The following is a 16290-nucleotide window of genomic DNA, read 5'->3' as shown; positions in this document are numbered from 1 at the left end:
ACTCGGGAACGGGATTATGGCTGGGCCTGGCCGTAGAACTGGCCAATGCGGTTCTGGACTTCGACCAGCATCGCGGCCTCCTCGGGCAGGCGCGCAGCCTCGGTGAAATCGGCGTAGATCTCGGAAAAGTTCATGACCGACAGGTCGAGCTGCTGGAATTCGAAGACAGTGAAGCCTTCGCAGCTTTCACTCTTCGGCCGCCCCCAGGGCTTACGGAGTTGCAGCCGGCCCTGCTCCTGCAGGATGCGAGTCAGCTTCGAGGCAAAGCAGCAGTAGGCGTCGCGCTTGGTCACGCAGACGCCAAGCACCTTGGAGGAACAATAGGTCCCGACCTTGTGGCACAGGCCAGCATCGTCCTTCTTGTCGAGTTGCTGTTCGGCGGCGCTGCACAGCCACGGCGTCAGAATCGGGGCGCCCTTGCCAGTGCAGCAGTTGGAAATGCCGAAGATCTTCTTGGCACAAGTCTCGCGGTTGCCCTTGAACAGCGACAGGTCATTCTCGCTGAATTCGGCATTGGCCTGCCCCAGCGCATGGAGCCCGACCAGTGCATCCTTGAACTCGTCCGATGCCTCGCGCTCGACCGTCTCGCATTCGCCATTAAGGCAAAAGATGTCGCCCGAGCAGAGGTACTGCTGAGGTTCGGTGACTGAACCCGGAACCGGGCAGGAATAGCTGCGCTCGGTGACCTTGCAGGACCCACCCGGATCGGGCGGATCGTCGAGACAAGTCTCGCCGGTCTGTCGGCACCCGGGCGTGGCTTCGATCGCGCCGCAGTCGTTGTTGCCACCAGTGGCTTGGCTGCACACAGTGGTGCGTGTCTTTTCCCAGCAGGCTTGGCGCACCGGAATGCCGGCGAAGACCCGGGTTTCGTCGGGCACGCTGCAGATCTCGTTGGTTAACGTGCAGTTTTCCGGATCAGCAGTGCAGGGACTGGTGGTCCATTGCGCGGTGAACCACCGCGTGTCGCTGCGCTCGGGCTGGAGGCCAGGCACCAGGGCGTTGCAAGCGTAGGCCTCCTCCTCTGGCGCCGTCTCGATACAGCGCAGCTTGCCACCGTTGATGGGATCGCCTGCAAAGTCCCAGGATAGGCAGAGGTCGCGCTCGACGAGACCAGCGGATTGGGCATTTGTGCGCGTGCACGAGGATGTGCCGAGATCTGGCGTACATTGCTGCAAGCCCGTGAGGTATCCGAGTGGTGCCCCGGTCGCTGGATCGACGCTCAGAGCCTGTGCAAGCCCTGCGCGATTGCAGCGATAGACGTGACCACTCACTTCAAAGGCGCCGACAGGTGACGGCGCGGTCGTTGTGCCCACAAGGAAAGCGTCCGGATCGGAAACCGCAGCGTTGCAAGTATAGGAGGTAACGGTGAGGCCGTACTCGGCCACCGGCGTGGTGCCGGTTTTGCGGCACTGCGCCGAACCGTCTAGGGCTCCGCAGCCGTTGTACGTGGGTGACGCGACGCAGACATACTGATAGTCGAGGGCCTCCCAGGGCTTGACCTCAAGCGTCGACTTGCAGCTCTGTTCATGCTCGACGATGCTTTCCCCGATGTTGCAAGTCATCTCGACACTGCCGGGCGCGCTCGATCCCACCGGCAGAGGTGTACAGCCCCCGGCGCTCCCGCCGGTCTCCACGCCCTCGACAAAGCGGGTCGGCTCCTTGGCGATGGCGGCGGCGCGTGCCAGGTCCTCGCGCTTGACCGCGATACGCGGGCGCGACGTGGAATTGGCCGTGCGCCAGGCTTCGCTCTGGCTTGCCGCGACCGCACCGTCCGTGGCCAAGGCATCGGCATGGTCGTAGTAGCGGGTCGCTTGCGGATAGTTCGGAGCGTAGCCCGGGATCTGTGCCGCTGCACCCGGAGCCGCAGTCAGGCCCTGGTAGCTCTGCCGCAACGCGCTGCCCAATTGTCGCGCCTCCGCCTTTGCCTGGGCAGCGGACGTCGGCCCTACCGCCGTTCCCGGGGGTGGACCCGCCTCCGGTAAGGCCGGGGCCGGCGCGCTTGGCAGTGCCGGCAGAGCTTCGATCATATCGTCCGGTGGGGGGATGATAATCTGCGCAGAGGCGTTCGCCGCGACAGCGACATGGCCTAGCGCGGCCAGACCGGCGAACAGAGCCGGGCCCTTCATTGCCCGCGCCCTTTCTCCAACTTGTCCAGCGCAATCCGCGCGACTGCCGCCCCAGGTTCATCGGCGGCAGCAAAGCTCTCGAGCGCATAAGCGAGACTGACATTGCCGGTCATACGTGCATGGGCCGGCACCGCGATGGTACAATCGAGACCGTCACAGAGCTCGTAGCCGCCTTCTGCCACGACGAAGGTGGGCGCGGCATCTATGCGGAAGGCGCGGAACAGCCGCGGATCGATCGCGATGTGCGCCTCTTCCTGCTCGCTTGTGACAACGCGCATCAGGCCTTGGGCAAAAGCCTTGACGCTATTGTCCTGAAAGCCCCTGAAGACAACGATACCCCCTGCCTGCGTCGTATCGCGCACCAGGTGCTGGAGCGAGGCTTGCGGCATCGACAGGCTGGCAAAGACGAGCAGCAAGGGCCCCTCGCCCATCGGTACTCTCGCGTTTGCGGCAGCACCATCAAGGATCGCGTCGAAATCAACCGCGCCAGCTGGAGCGCGGGCGCTGAGCGCCTGCTGCTCGTGCGCGGAGGTCTGTTGCGTTTCGGCGCGGACCTGCTCTGCCGCACCACTCTGCGCCTCGGCTTTTTTCAGCGCCGACGCGACAAGCGCTTCAAGCTCGTCAGTGCGGGCGCTGTTCCTTGCGCGAATGGCTTCGAGATCAAGCCCGTCAATGCTCTGCGCTGTCACTCCCGATACGGCAGCAAGCATCGCAAGTCCGAAAAGACGCGGTGCAAGGCGAGCCGTCAGCCGCAGCGTTCTGCGTTCGCGAGGGACGCACTGCGACTTCATAAAGCGCAGCAGTTGCGCTTGCGCCAGACGAGGTAGCCGAAATCCTCGCCTTTGACCGGGTAGCTCTTGCCCGTCTGCGGGTTGATCGTCGTCGCCCCCAGCGGCGCGCAGGCGTAGCGGCCTTTCACCGTCGCTGTGGGATTGGTCATCTGCAGACGGTACTGCTGTTTGCGCATGACCGGCATCAGGTACTTCGAGCACAGGGCCCTGGACCCCATTGTGCCCCAGGCAAGACCGGTTCGGTGCATCTTGTAGAGCATGCGGGTGGCCACGAGGCGCGAGGCCTGGGTCGGGGTGACATGTGCAGCGACATGACCGTTCAAGGGATACATGCTGCCGTTGCAGCCGGCGCACCAGAACAACTGGTCGATCGGCAGCTTCGCGGTCGAGGCGACGCAGTCGGCAGCGCACGCTGCGGTGGCAGCAGGATTGGCGAAAAGAGCGACCTCGGGATTGAGGATCGAGGTCAGCGCGGAATCCTGCCAGAGCGGATCGAGCTCGGTGACATAGGCGATGTCGAAGGTCGTTTGCTCGAAACAGAGGAAGTCGGTCAAGATCTCCATCCAGTAGAGCAGCGGGTAGACGTAGTAGTGCGCCTGCCACTGCGAACTGTTCTGCGCCTTTCCGCCCACCTGGCTTGCACCCTGGACATGGCCGCCGCCGATGTCGAAACCGGGGTCGAGGCGGATGCCGCCCAGGTTCGGGAAGCACCACGGCTTGTTGGTGACATCGACCAGCCTCGCCGGCTCCCAGAAGCCGACCGAAATTCCGATGCGCGGGATCGGGCTGCCACAGGCGCAAAGCGGAAACGAAGGATTCTTCGGGTCGGGCCGCGAGCCTTTCCAGATCGCCAGACCGCCGACCGAGAGTGGAAAGAGGCAAGACCAGCAGACATCGGTGATCGGATTGACGAAGCTGCCATGACACGGTGCGCCCGCGGCCTTGGCCGGGGTCATGGTCCCCAGGAGGAGCGACACCGCGAGCAGGATGGTGCGCAGGCTCGGGGTCATGAGCCGGTCTTCCTGACGATTGGCCTGTCGGGAACGGGTATCTCGGCAATCTGGAGCTGCCGGTCGGCCGATGTGACGACGGCAGGCGTATGGCGGATGCCGAAGCGGGCAACCAAGGCGCCGCGCTGATCGAACCAGAAGCGGCGCTGGAAGGGTTTCATCGCATCGAAGGGCGAACCGGCAACGAAAATGACCTTGGCTTCGTTCGGCTTCCAGCTTCGCGTGGCCCAGTCGAGCTCCGCCGTTCGGCGGCCATCGACGAAGACCAGATCCGTTGGCAGCGGAACAAGATCCAGCGGATTGACCCGCGTGCCCCTTGCGGCAATGCGTTCGCCATTGGCGCCGATCACGTCCTGCTGGAGCACGAAGGAGGGATCGAACAGCCACTCGCGGCGCTCCTGCGCGGGACTCAAGCCTGCCACGAGCGCTGGCCGGCGCACGCTCGCGATCGCTGTGTCCCGCATTTGGGCCTGTATTTGCGCGATGCTGCCTGTGGCCTCGAGCGTGTGTAATCGCGTGGCAATGACGGTCAGCATGTCGGTTTCGATGATCGGAAAGATTTCGCCCATCCTGCCATGATCAATTGCGGCAGCGGGCACAGATCCCGCGACAAAGCCCACGACCACGATGCCCGCAATGCCCGCGACAAGACGGGCCGCACCGGGAATGCCCCTCATGCGTTGGACCCACGGCGTGCTCGTCCGGCGCGTCATAAGGCTGCGTCCCCCGAGCCGATGATCTGGCGCTGACAGACAAAGCCGATCTCGGCGTAGCGGCTGTCAAAGCCATCCTTGTGCGCAGTGCCCGCATAGAAGCAGCCTGGAGGCACAATGCCGGTCGGCCCCGGGGTCAGTGTTTCGCCACGCGTCGTCCGCGCCTTGAGCCGGGCAACTGGCCTACCGTTGACGAGGACGGTCTCGCCCTGACGGGTGACAACGTCACCTGGCATGCCCAGCGCGCGCTTGGCAAACGGAGCCGACTCTCGCCCGAAATGGGCGCGGATCAAGGGAATGTCGGGCGGCGCAAAGACGATCAGGTCACCGCGCTGTGGCATCCTTCCCTTGTCGATGAAGAAGGCCCACTCCGGCATCGAACGGGTGGTGTTGATCAGGATCGCATGATCGTCGCGCCAGTCCGCAAGCGCCGATCCTGTCATGAGCGTCAGGCCCAGGGCACCGATGGCGAGCCAGCGGCGCCTCGCGCGCGAGCGTTCAGCGGGCCCGGGCATCACCAGCCTCGCTGACGCCAGCGCTGCCACGGGCAACGCTTGCGGGATTGGGCGCCATGACCTGGCGCATTGCGTCTATGACTTGGCTATTGGTGGCGGACCTGGAGCCCGGCGACGGGACCTTGGCGTAGACTTCCCGGCGTACTGCCATCGTCACATCGGGAACGTTGCCGGCCAGAACGGCCTCGCCGACCAGCACGACCTGCCCGCGCGCACCTCGCGCTTCGAGATTCCGCTGCACGGCACCCATGAAGGCCTTCGTTTCGGCGGTCACCATATCGGGGGGTGTCTGCGATCTCGCCTGGGCTGCGACATATTCGCCGATGATCGAGGACAATTGCACACGCACTAGCGTCGGCGCTGTCGGGGTGCTGAGCAGTTCACGCGTGACCCAGGCGCCCCACAGTCCGGCTACGACTATAGACCCGATCAGTCCCACCAACTTCCAGTCGACCGAGCGGCGTCGCGCGTTGGCGGCGACTGTCGTCGAAGGCACTGGTGGAGCGTCGGTTTCGAACAGAGGTCCGGGGCCGACTTCCCCGGCCACGCGGCGGTCAACCATGGGAGCTCTCCTTGGAAGGTGTTTGCGCGCGCTCTGAATGCCAACGCGGCAACGATCCGGCGCGCAGCACCGCGAGCCCCAGGAACAGGACCGCGCTTGCGATCCAGAACTGGTCGCGCAAGTGCGCCTGATGTGCGGCTTCGGCCGCAAGATAGCGGCTCGCGAAATTGTCGAGGTGAAGTAGCGTGCCGGTAAGGGTGAATTCACCGAGCACGATGAACAGCGCAAGCCAGATCGCCTCGGTGCAGCAGATGTTGATGAGCAGCCACCCGGCGAGGCAAAGGCCCATGTGGCAGGTGTCCTGGACTTGGACGCAAGATGGCACGAAACGCGCAAAGGCAGGATAGCGGATCATGCCCCGGACTCTGCCGCCATTGCGGGTTCCGCGCGATCCGGGAAGGCAACCTGTTCGATCGCATCTGCGAGCGGCACACCCTGGCCGACCAGCGTCTCGATCGCCGAGAAGACCTTGGGGCTCGAAGAGTAGAGCGTCGCTGAATAGGGATCGAGCACCAGACGTCCGACCGCAAGTGTCTCGGGTCCCTTGATCAGGACGTCGGAGTACTCCGTGCCATTGCGTTTCAGCGAGCGGATCAGCGCCTCGGTGTGCCGGTCCATCTCGAAGCGCTGGTGCCGGGCAAGATCGTTGACCGTCTCTTCCTTTTGCTGGAGCACCACCGACCAGTCGCTGTTCTCGAGCGCGGCCAGCGAGCCTTCCGACTTGTAGAAATCGTTCAGGGACTGTGTCGCTGTGACCAGCGCCCCACCGTATTTGCGGCAGGTGCGCGCATAGGTCTCGATCGCCTGGCCCATCTGTCCGCCGCCGAGCAATTGCCAGGCTTCGTCGATCATCGTCAGCTTGGGGATCGAGCGGTCGAGATCGCGCATGACGCGCAACGTCAGGAACATCAGCGCGGTCAGCGCGACCGAGCGCAGCTCGGGTTTGGATGACAGGTCCGACAACTCGAAAACGGTGAGATCTGCCGTCAGGTCAATCGAACAGGATCCGGCAAAGAACCGTCCGTAGGTGCCGCCCGACAGGAATGGCGACATGGCATCAGCAAGATCACTGGCAAATGGAGAGGGCATGGCGTGCAGGGCGGCGGCAATGGCATCGATCGTGCCTGTACGCTTGTGTTCGCTCCACACCCGGCTGACCGCAGAATCGATCAAACCGCGCTCGGTATCGGACAGGCGGTCCTGCTGGCGCGCCATCTGCCTGACGATGGACTTCAGCATGGCAAGGCACTCGACTTCGTAGTCCTCGCCGTCGGCATCGCTCTCGAGCGCCCGCGCATCGATCATGTCGAAGGGATTGAGCGAAAAGCCCGACGAGAGCCGAAACTCGACGAATGCGCCGCCGAAGGCCTTGGCCATGTGCTCGAACGACCGCCCATCGTCGATCACGATGACCTTGGCACCTGATCCGGCGAGTGCAGCGCAGACATCCTGGAGGAAGACCGACTTGCCCGAGCCTGACTTGCCGAACACCGCGACATTGTGATTGCCGGCTGCATTCTGGAACGGCGACCAGAAGAAGGGTTGGCCGCGCCGTCCCACCAGCAGCATATGCGGGATCGGACCGCCGACATGCTCGCCCTGGAGCGGCGCTATTGCTGCTGCGGTATTGCTCAGCATCGTGCGCAGCCGCTTCATGCGCCTGAGATCGCCCGACAGGCCATTGGAAAGCGTGAGCGGCATGGCCGCCAGCAGAGCCATGGTCTGCAGGTAGCGCTCTTCGACGAGGTCCCAGCCTGCCGCCTTGTAGACCGACTTGAGTAGGCGTTCGTTGGCATCGCCCTTGCCGAGCGGCGAGAGTGCGCCGACGGCATAGTAGGCTAGGACTAGCTTGCGCCCCTCGCGCAGTTCCGCCTGGACCTGCTGCCACTCGTCGCGCTGCTGCGCCAGTTGCGGCAGGAAACGCGCGGAACGGGAGTCGGCAAGGCTGGTAGTGCGCAGCACCTTGAAACCGGCCCGCGAAGCCGTTGCCTCCTCATCGGACAGGACGAACCCCAGGACCGTGAGCACGTTGCAGCCGAAGCGCAACTTGTCGTTGAGCACGTCGCCGATCAGCTTCTGGACGTCCCATGGCGCCCATTGCCGCGGCATTTGCCGGACCGAGAAGAAGCGCCAGTCGAAGGCTTCGGGTTCGCTGGTCGATTGCGGCGCTTGCCTCGACGTTGGCTCACTTGCCCGTCCTTCGCGGCTGACCTTGAGCACGATACGGTCGGGAGAGATTTCGGTGATGAGGTCGCCTCGCAGACATTGCTGGTGGATGGGGTCGAGTGGAGAATAGAGGTCTTCGCTCTCGGCATTGTCTATGCCCGGAACGAGAAGATCGTTCAGAAACGCGATCAACTCGGCAGGGGCAATGTCGCGGTAGGGAATGCTCAGTGCCTGCAAGGTCCCGCCGAGGCTCTCGCGAACGCTCGCAAGGTCCGTTGCAGTCAGCGAAGACCCCAGCGATGCGCCGATGCTGACGAGCACGCGATGCTGGCGCAGGCAAAACGGGGCATCACGCGACAGCGAGGTCCAGGCCGCGTTTCGCAGATAATGGGCGCGATGCTGTGCCGCGCGCCCGTAGACGCCTTTGGCAAGCACCCTTGGCATGACCCAGTCGGCAATGCGCACGCCGGCCGCAGGGCTCTGCCAATGGATGATCTGCACTTCGCAGCCTGCCGGCAAACCGTCTGAAAGGAATTGGGTGAGAATCTCGCCGGTGCGCTCGTCCGCCCCGACCATCGGCGCAAGCTCGAGAATGAAGCCCATGCTTGCCGTATTGATGAACAGCCGGGACTCGGGGTCGTAACTGCGATAGGGCAGCCAGTCCGAGAGCATCGGAACACCGGTTGATTGCGGCGCAACATCAGCCCGCGCCCCGTCGCCGAAGACGAGATCGAGAAAACGGTTCCATGCGCTGGTCGACATGGCGATCAATCCTCTCCGGGCGCTGAGAAAGTTGCAGGCGGATTTGCGGCTGAGGGCATCCCGGACGTCGCAGGGCGAGGCGAGGCAGTTTCTGACGTGTGTTCCGCCGCAGACTTCGGTGTAGCCCCTTGAGGCGATGCCGCTGCTTGTACCTGCACTTTGGGTTGAACCGGCTTCGCGGTTGCCGAGAGGCGTTCCGCAACCTTGGCCCGGATAGCATCGAGCGTGAGAGGGCTGATCGGCGGCGCGGACTGCGGGCTCGCTGGTCCTCTGCTCTTGCCCACCCTCGGCGCCGCGAGCGATTGGTCCGATAAGGATGTTTCTGACGGGTTAGGTGCTGGAGTGGCGGGTAAAGCCTCACCCTGGCTCGGGTCGGTTCCGACTTGCGGTGCCATCGAGCCATCCGTCAGTTCGATCCAGCCACCCCGATCGACAACGGTGTGGACTACGCGGGCTTCATGCAGGTTGCCTGCATCATCGACATAGGCAGGGAAGACGAGGCGCAAGGTCCGGGTATCGCTGTGGAGCAGGCTGTTGCTTACGCGGGCTGGACCTGCTGAACGACCTGACGCCGAACGGCTTCGTGCCGACCGAAATGTTACTGCCCTCGCCTTGGCTTGGCTCAAGCCGACCAGACCTTGGGACTCAGAAGCGGCAGGTCGGGCACTTTGGATCAAGGCCAGGGCTTGGTCGTCGATCAGCGTGGATGGCGCACAAGTCCCACCGGGCGCACTGCAAACGAAGCTTCCCTTGACGTTATCGCCAAGCAGCACGCCGCAGGACGACAGCGCAGCGCTGGATAGCAGGACCATGACTGCGCGGGAACGGGCAACGGACTGGAACGCACAAAGCGTGTGCCATCGGAGGCTCATGATCGGCCTCCCTTGATCCAGTTCTCCAGAAACACTCGCGGCCGGAAGCCTTCGATTACCGCACCATCGCCGCGAACCAGGACGGGGGTTCCGGCGATGCCCTGCTCCCTTGCGAACCGCTCATTGGCATCGAGCGCCGAGGTATCGCAGGGCTTGGCCTGCTCGATAGCCATTCCGGCATAGGCGGCCTTGATCGCCCGGGCCCGATCGCGAGCACAGAACACCTGGTTCGCGAGTGCTCGGCTGCCAAGAATGGAGATGGGCCGCTCGATGATCCTTACGCTCATGGCTTCGAGCGTCTGCGACAGGGCACGGCAGTATCCGCAGCGAAAATCGCTGAAGACAGTGACCGTAGGGCCTGAAGGGTTGCCCCAGACAATGCCGCCAGCGGCGGGCAGTCCGGCAAGGGACATCGTCCGGGGCGCCCCGCTCGCGGCCGGGGTGGAGGCGCCGCGTTCGGGGTTGGGGTCATCGGATGCCAGGTCGGTTTCATGCCCACTGCCCTTGGTGGCGGCGGCGCCGAGCAGGAGATCCGGGTTCACTTCCAGTAACCGTGCTGCCGTCAGGTCCCGGTGCGTTTCCATGTCGTAGACTCGGCCGACCAGCAGATATCGGCCAGAGCGATCGACATAGAACAGCTGCGACCCTGCGGTGACTTCGCACAGGCCATCGACGAGAGTGCAGTTGACCTTGGTGACGGGCGTACGCGGCAGGCGTTGTCCGAGAGCATGCGTTACCCGCATCTCAAGGTCGGCCGTCTGCCCTACGCCCGGCGAGCCAGCCTCGGCCCAGACCAGCGAAGTGCCACTGCCTACAAGGATTGCGGTGAGCGGCAGCAGGATTCTGACTGCAGGCGCAGCGATCTTGGTGCGCGCAATTCTGGTCGTGGCGTCTGCGAACATGGGATGCGGCCTCCTCAGCCCTGGATGAACACGCCTTCGAGAAACACGATTTCGACATCGATGCCGGTCGGCATCTCGATCACAGGCTGGTACTGCTCGGCCCGCTCGATCAGGTACTTCGAGACCATGTCGCCCGACGTCGCGACGCCCTCGCCGATCCCGCCCTGCAGGATGTCTCCGGTGCCGAGCTTTTGCCGCTCGCCATTGACATTGACCGTGCTGCCGGTGAGCAAAGAGGTGCTGTTGGCAGCAAAGCCTCGGCCAAAGCCTCCGGCGAGGCCTGCCAGGAACGCCTGGCCGACGAGCGCGCCTTCGCGGCTCACAACGCGGCCACGCACGCCGGTCTTCCCGCCAAACGCGATGAAGCCCTTGACGTCCGACACCGCATAGCGACCGCCCTTTTGAGGGCAGGTCATGCGTTGGAGTTTGACATAGACCTTTTCCGAGGAGAGGTCGCCGCGCGCCGCACCGTTGACCAGACAGCCGCTGATCTCCGTCTTTAGCAGACGTCCCCTGTCATAGACCGAGCGTGCAGGGCCAGTGATGCGCAAGACGACCGGGAGTGGATCGGTCTCGCTGCGCACCCCGGCATTGGCATCGACGCCGACAATGACCCGCGCGACTGCGATCGAATTGGGCGGCAGATAGTTGGCACTGTCGGTGTAGACGGTGTTGCCCTTGGGCACCGGAGATCCCGTCCCTGCGGTGCCTTCTCCGAAGGAGACCAGGCTGACCTCGCTCTTGCGCAGCGGACTGAACCCAGCAACCGCGGCCGCCGCTTCGCCCGCTGGCGTCGTCCCACTCTGGGTAAACGAGGAAGCGCCAGGCCCGTACAGGTTTTCAGGAGCTGCCGGCAAAGTTACCGGCGACTGGCGGGCCGCATCGAGCGCCGCGCGTAGCTGATCGTTCTCTGCCTGGTAGGCGGAAAGGATCCGCTGCGTGTCCGCTGAAACGGCACCGCCGCTTTCCACTGCCGAACCGGACAGTTGTTGTTCGAGCTGGTCTGCGCGCTCGGCCCGCGCACCCAAGGTGCGCAGTTCTGTCTCGATCCCGGCAATCTGCGCCTCGGATTGCGCCCGCCATTCCTTCTCGGCCATGTTGGTGTTGACCATCTCGTCGACCGAGACACCGGAGGCCAAAGCGTCCGGCGAGCCGCCATCTGCGGCATCATCACCCGAGAAGATGTAGAGCGATCCTGCCACCAGCGCGAACACGCCGACGCTGGCAAAGCGTATGCTTTGCTTGCGCCGCTCCGCCTCGTTGATGGCATTGGCATCGCCCAGTGGGGAGACATCGCCTTGCGGTGTATCGACAGTTGCGCCGCCATCGAGCCCGCGCGGCTTTTTTCGAAAGATCTCGGCGAGCTTCATTATCGTGCTCCCGCTTTATGGATGAGGTAGACGGCTGAAACGGCGTTCGGTGCGAGCTCGCTGACCGGTGCCATAAAGGCGACAGCGCCGCGGGCTGACAGGACCTGCTCGTCTAGCTTGATCGGCTCGCGCGCCGTGTTGCGGACCCGCAGGATCAGGCCGCGCAGATTCTCGCCCTGGTATTGCCCGATCTGTTGCACTTCGAGTTTGCCGATCCGCACGGGCGCCAGCACTGCGGCCGCCTGCTCGAAGCCGTCGATTGCCTCGCCGCGGTACATTGCCTGGACAAGCCGTGTCGCTGTCTCTTCGGGAGATTTGGGCCGCAAGGCTTGTCGTTCGTCTTGCGCCTGGATCGCGCTATTGGTGACGAAGAGCTGTTCGGCCTCCTCGCCCCTCACCTCGCAGACGAACTTGTAAACGTAACCTTTGCGGGTCGTCCCGAAGAACGAAAGCTTCTGCTTGGCATAACCGTCGGGAACGGAGAGGTAGATGTCGCCACGCGTGGGTTCGTTGACGATCTTGAAGTCGTCTTCGGCATTCCCGGTGGAGATCCTGGACACCGAGGCGAACTGGTCGCCGGCTAGGCTGATCCGCGTGAGGTCCTTGGCTGACGCGATACATCCAACCGTACCGTTGTCTGTCGCCCGCACGGATTGGTCAGCCAAGGCTGGCTTCGCTACCAGACACGCGCCGACCGATAGAATCGCCGACAAATGTGCACGAAGAGCTCCGTTGGACCGCAGCAGCCGTGCCACGCTTATGGACACGTTTGGCCAAATGGCAGGCGCGTGCATCATGCGTCCTGCCCTTGCTTCTGGTCGGGTTGCACCTTGCCGAATGCAAGGAGGCGCAGCGACACCCCGCTGTAGCTCCACACGAACCGGAACGTCCGTGCCTCTGCGCTTACTTCCTTGGAGCCGATGACGGTGTGCAAGGTTCCATTGACCTCGCTGGTGAGCCCCGCAGGATCGACCGTGAGCTTCTCCATCGTGAAGTATTGCGACACGCTCGATCCGCTCTGGTCTGTCACGACTTTGAGCAGCTCCGCCTTCATCCGGCCGTGAGCTTTGGGATCGGTCAGCGCGAGCACCGCTTCCATCCAGTATTGCAGATTGGAAGGCGAGCGATTGAGCATCAGCAAGGCCGCGTCACGCGTTACCAGTTCGAGATAATCGCGGCTGACTTCGCCCGAAGTGATGGTCAGCGGACGCGACAGGACTGGCTGGAGGATGATCTCGCGGTTTTGTCCTGCTGTCTTAAAGGCCAACAGTAACGTCGCTGCGAACAGGCCGAGCGAGCTCGCGGCAAGCAGGTTGCGCTGTTTAAGCAGGCGCTGCGATTGCTGGTAGGTGATCGCCAGGTCCATGGTCGCGGCCTCATCCTGCCATGATGCGAATATGGGAGGGTGGCGTTGCCTTGAGGCCGATAAAGGCGCCCGGCAGATGCCAGTAGGCCGTGTGCACAATCCAGGACACCGCCCTTCCCGCCTTCAACTTGCGCAATCCCCACCAGGCCAGCACGCTCATCAAGAGCCCGATCAGAATATGTTGGGACAGGATCCCCCAGGCGAATGGCACGATCAGGCCAAGGAACTCGTCGAGAGTCCAAAATCCGATCAGTTCCGGATCGTCGAGGTGCTGAGGCACGATGTATCTCTGCACGGTCACGCCGCCACCCTCCGGCTGAGGCTTTCACGTCCCGAGGGATTGGCGAGCCACAGCCGTTCAAAGTTCAAATTGTCGCGGTGATCGCGGCGGTCACGATCGGCACGCCGGTGCCGACGCCCACGCCCACGCCGACAGGTATGGCGATCTGCGCAAGGCTGAAGCGCCCGGCGGCGAGGCCGACGACCCCGCCGGCAAGACTGAGAACAGTGATGATCTTGCCGCCCGAGCCTTGGAGGAAGCCGGTGAATTTTGTCAGCGCGGTGCTGAACGTCTGATCTGTGCCAGCCATTGCCATCTCGCTTCCGAGGCTGGCGGCAATGGCTGCAATCGCCGCGCCCTGAAGAAGGACTGTGCCCTTTCCCTTCCAACTGCTTGTCATCGGTTCTGGCTCCATTCGTGAAAGGTCGCCGCGTTGTCTGCGGGTGACTTCAGGGAGCGGCCGCTGTGGGCTTGAAGCAATGAATTGGGTGCGCGCGGGAAGGACAATTGCGGGAAGTGGAAATTCGCGAGGTCCGCGATATCTCACTTCGGGACGTTTCATTCCGCCAATCAGGAAGCCGTTTCCCTAATTCGGGCAGCACGGTGGTGAATTCCGGAAAATGCTGTTCCCGCAATGGGAGCACTGCAGCAGGATTGCGATTCGCGGTCTCGACCCACATAATTCTATTTCGAATCAGAGAAATACGTCGATTATAATGTTGACGGAAAAAGCCCTTATGTGATGCCATGCGGTCAAAGGGGAACTTCGATGATGCATGGGGCAATGACGCCAGAGACGGTCTTCAATCCGACCTTCACCCTCAGGAATGCGAACCATGGCGCCGGTGCAAGCGATGCCGATACAGAGCAATGCCGATACAAACGTCTGATAAGCGGCGAACTCGCCCGCCAGTCCATTCCCCTGGCGCACATGGCAGATAAGCTTGGATTGCAGCGGACCAAGCTGCACAAGGTGCTTCGGCAGGGCGCGTTTCTGAGCGAGGACCTTCGCGATCAGCTATTCGAGGAATTGGGGATAGACCACACTCGAGCGACCATCGCGGTGTCCATGCTCAAAAGTGAGGCTACCTATCACGACCAGGCGGTGTTCCTCGCTACAGAAGCACTGAAAGGATTGTACTGCGAAGCAGCGTCGGCAAGACGAGGTGCAATCCAGGTCGATCTGCGACCGGCGATCATCCATACTGCTTTGGGCCGTGCCTATGAGATGTTGCTGACGCATCAGGAACGCGTTCTGGAGGCAAACCGCACGTTGCTGAGCTGAGTCAGCTCGCAGGACGGATACGTTATACCCCCCCTCGCTAGTTTCAAGTCGCCTGCGGCTGGGCTAGTGAAGCAGCTTCCGCCTCAATTCCGGACGTTCGAGCATCAGTTTGTCGTGATCGATTCCTGCCCTTCGTTCAGCACACTGTAGTAAAGGCGGATAGACTTGGGCTGGGACAAAGTCGCCATACAGCGTAGCGGCTGAGAACGTCGGGCTGTACGGAAACCGGTCTTTTGCTAGGGTGCATCCGCCCTCTCTCCTTTCTCTGTGTGAATTAGAGTACAGATAAGGCTGACGCTCGCAGCCACACTCAACCAGATACCAGGCGAAGCTTTGTCTCCTGTCTGGTCGATCAGCCAGGTCGCCAGTGCGGGGGTAAACCCGCCGAAGATGGCTGTTGCAAGACTGTAGGCCAGTGAGAAGCCGGTCGTGCGGACGGTAGCCGGCATTATCTCAGTCAGGTGGACAATCATCGCGCCATTGTAGCCCGCGTAGACAAAGGCCAACCACAACTCGACCACGATCAGACGAAGGAAAGAAGGCTCTGCGATCATCCAGTTCAACGCGGCGTACCCGCTGATCAAAGCTAACCCGGAAAAGAGCAATAGCTGTGGCCGACGCCCGATGCGGTCGGACAGCGCGCCCATTATTGGGAGCAGAAAGAAGTTCGTCAGACCAACCAGCAGAGGCACCAACATGGCTTGTGCAGGAGTAAAGCCGAGAACCGAATTGCCGTATGTGGGGGTGTAGGCCGTGATCATGTAGAAGAAAACGGTCGTCATCATGACCATGCCGGTGCCAAGAGCTACCAGTCTGAAGTTTACGCCGATTGCGTTAAAGGATGCTTTCAGGCTCGGCCGATGCTTCGACTGCTCGAAATGCTCAGTTTCCTGAAGTGCTCCCCGAATAATCAGAAGGAATGGCAGGAGCAGCGATCCGATCACGAACGGGATGCGCCAACCCCAATCGTTCATAACCTCGGCAGGATAGATGCTGTTCAATAACAGCCCCAACAATGCCGCACACATGACGGCCACTTGTTGGCTGGCAGATTGCCATGCAACGTAAAATCCCTTACGACCTCGCGTAGCAACTTCTGCAAGATAAACTGAAGCCCCGCCCACTTCGACCCCGGCGGAGAGGCCTTGGATCAGCCGACCCACCAGAACCAGAACGGGTGCCATCAGGCCGATCTTCGCGTAGCTGGGCATCGCGGCGATGGTAAGAGTGCCCACCCCCATTAGCGCCAGCGTCAAAAGTAGGCCCTTCCGCCGACCGTTGCGATCCATGTAGGAGCCTAGCAGGATGGCGCCGACCGGGCGCATTAGAAAGCCTGCGCCGAAGGTCATGAATGCCAGAAGCAGTGACGCTGTGGCATTTGCGGCCGGGAAGAAGGCCTGCCCGATTGCCTTGGCATAATAGCCGAAGACCATGAAGTCATACATTTCCAGGAAATTGCCGCTGGAAACAATGAAGACAGACTTCAAGCGGCCTGCGCTGGTCGCGGTTGGTTCAGTCATGGAGACTCCGGCTTAATTTTTGGGGATTTGCGCCGAACATGCGCGAGGCT

Annotated in this window: 17 protein-coding genes; 2 read left to right on the top strand and 15 right to left on the bottom strand. The window is 62.5% G+C overall.

The window, feature by feature from the left end:
• Positions 1-14: 14 nt before the first annotated feature.
• From HGI46_RS15565 to traC, 8 genes are all read right to left on the bottom strand, one after another.
• Complete coding sequence (locus HGI46_RS15565; RefSeq protein WP_168905012.1) at positions 15-2126, bottom strand: conjugal transfer protein TraN; 2112 nt, start codon at positions 2124-2126, stop codon at positions 15-17.
• Positions 2123-2836: a type-F conjugative transfer system pilin assembly protein TrbC gene (trbC, locus tag HGI46_RS15560; protein ID WP_168905011.1), complete on the bottom strand. Its 714-nt coding sequence runs from the start codon at positions 2834-2836 to the stop codon at positions 2123-2125. The genes HGI46_RS15565 and trbC overlap by 4 nt, the downstream gene beginning before the upstream one ends.
• Before the next feature lie 77 nt (positions 2837-2913).
• Positions 2914-3927, bottom strand: coding sequence for a conjugal transfer pilus assembly protein TraU (traU, locus tag HGI46_RS15555; RefSeq protein WP_168905010.1), 1014 nt, complete (start codon positions 3925-3927; stop codon positions 2914-2916).
• Positions 3924-4604: a type-F conjugative transfer system protein TraW gene (gene traW / locus HGI46_RS15550; protein WP_168905009.1), complete on the bottom strand. Its 681-nt coding sequence runs from the start codon at positions 4602-4604 to the stop codon at positions 3924-3926. The genes traU and traW overlap by 4 nt, the downstream gene beginning before the upstream one ends.
• Positions 4605-4636: 32 nt before the next feature.
• Positions 4637-5155, bottom strand: a complete 519-nt coding sequence (locus HGI46_RS15545; protein ID WP_168905008.1) for a S26 family signal peptidase — start codon at positions 5153-5155, stop codon at positions 4637-4639.
• Entirely contained in the window at positions 5139-5717 is a 579-nt protein-coding gene (locus tag HGI46_RS15540; protein WP_168905007.1) for a TrbI F-type domain-containing protein, read from the bottom strand. The genes HGI46_RS15545 and HGI46_RS15540 overlap by 17 nt, the downstream gene beginning before the upstream one ends.
• Positions 5710-6072, bottom strand: coding sequence for a hypothetical protein (locus tag HGI46_RS15535; RefSeq protein ID WP_168905006.1), 363 nt, complete (start codon positions 6070-6072; stop codon positions 5710-5712). The genes HGI46_RS15540 and HGI46_RS15535 overlap by 8 nt, the downstream gene beginning before the upstream one ends.
• Positions 6069-8645, bottom strand: a complete 2577-nt coding sequence (gene traC / locus HGI46_RS15530) for a type IV secretion system protein TraC (protein ID WP_206065767.1) — start codon at positions 8643-8645, stop codon at positions 6069-6071. Before traC ends, HGI46_RS15535 begins: the two co-directional genes overlap by 4 nt.
• A gap of 383 nt (positions 8646-9028) precedes the next feature.
• Here traC and HGI46_RS22150 point away from each other — a divergent pair, with 383 nt between their 5' ends.
• The gene (locus HGI46_RS22150) at positions 9029-9205 is read left to right on the top strand and encodes a hypothetical protein (RefSeq protein ID WP_240946813.1); all 177 of its coding nucleotides are present in this window, start codon (positions 9029-9031) and stop codon (positions 9203-9205) included.
• 308 nt (positions 9206-9513) lie between these two features.
• On the opposite strand, the gene HGI46_RS15520 is transcribed toward HGI46_RS22150, so the two are convergent.
• From HGI46_RS15520 to HGI46_RS15495, 6 genes are all read right to left on the bottom strand, one after another.
• Positions 9514-10419: a DsbC family protein gene (locus HGI46_RS15520; RefSeq protein ID WP_168905004.1), complete on the bottom strand. Its 906-nt coding sequence runs from the start codon at positions 10417-10419 to the stop codon at positions 9514-9516.
• Between the two features lie 14 nt (positions 10420-10433).
• Positions 10434-11789 carry a TrbI/VirB10 family protein gene (locus HGI46_RS15515; RefSeq protein WP_168905003.1) on the bottom strand — a complete coding sequence of 452 codons (1356 nt, stop codon included), beginning with the start codon at positions 11787-11789 and terminating at the stop codon, positions 10434-10436.
• Positions 11789-12544, bottom strand: a complete 756-nt coding sequence (locus HGI46_RS15510; protein WP_346766748.1) for a type-F conjugative transfer system secretin TraK — start codon at positions 12542-12544, stop codon at positions 11789-11791. The genes HGI46_RS15515 and HGI46_RS15510 overlap by 1 nt, the downstream gene beginning before the upstream one ends.
• Before the next feature lie 38 nt (positions 12545-12582).
• Positions 12583-13155 (bottom strand): type IV conjugative transfer system protein TraE, encoded by a 573-nt coding sequence (locus tag HGI46_RS15505; protein WP_168905002.1) that lies wholly within the window; start codon positions 13153-13155, stop codon positions 12583-12585.
• 10 nt (positions 13156-13165) lie between these two features.
• The gene (gene traL, locus HGI46_RS15500; RefSeq protein ID WP_168905001.1) at positions 13166-13456 is read right to left on the bottom strand and encodes a type IV conjugative transfer system protein TraL; all 291 of its coding nucleotides are present in this window, start codon (positions 13454-13456) and stop codon (positions 13166-13168) included.
• A 64-nt stretch (positions 13457-13520) separates the two neighbouring features.
• Positions 13521-13835 (bottom strand): hypothetical protein, encoded by a 315-nt coding sequence (locus HGI46_RS15495; RefSeq protein ID WP_118076055.1) that lies wholly within the window; start codon positions 13833-13835, stop codon positions 13521-13523.
• Between the two features lie 369 nt (positions 13836-14204).
• On the opposite strand from HGI46_RS15495, the gene HGI46_RS15490 reads away from it, so the two are divergent.
• Positions 14205-14720, top strand: coding sequence for a hypothetical protein (locus HGI46_RS15490; RefSeq protein ID WP_168905000.1), 516 nt, complete (start codon positions 14205-14207; stop codon positions 14718-14720).
• Between the two features lie 236 nt (positions 14721-14956).
• On the opposite strand, the gene HGI46_RS15485 is transcribed toward HGI46_RS15490, so the two are convergent.
• Positions 14957-16240 carry an MFS transporter gene (locus HGI46_RS15485; protein WP_168904999.1) on the bottom strand — a complete coding sequence of 428 codons (1284 nt, stop codon included), beginning with the start codon at positions 16238-16240 and terminating at the stop codon, positions 14957-14959.
• Positions 16241-16290 lie beyond the last annotated feature (50 nt).

Source organism: Novosphingobium sp. ERW19 (genome assembly GCF_012641315.1).
Lineage (GTDB): Bacteria > Pseudomonadota > Alphaproteobacteria > Sphingomonadales > Sphingomonadaceae > Novosphingobium.
Note: the sequence above shows the minus strand (reverse complement) of the source record. Positions and strands in the feature narration are given on the sequence as shown.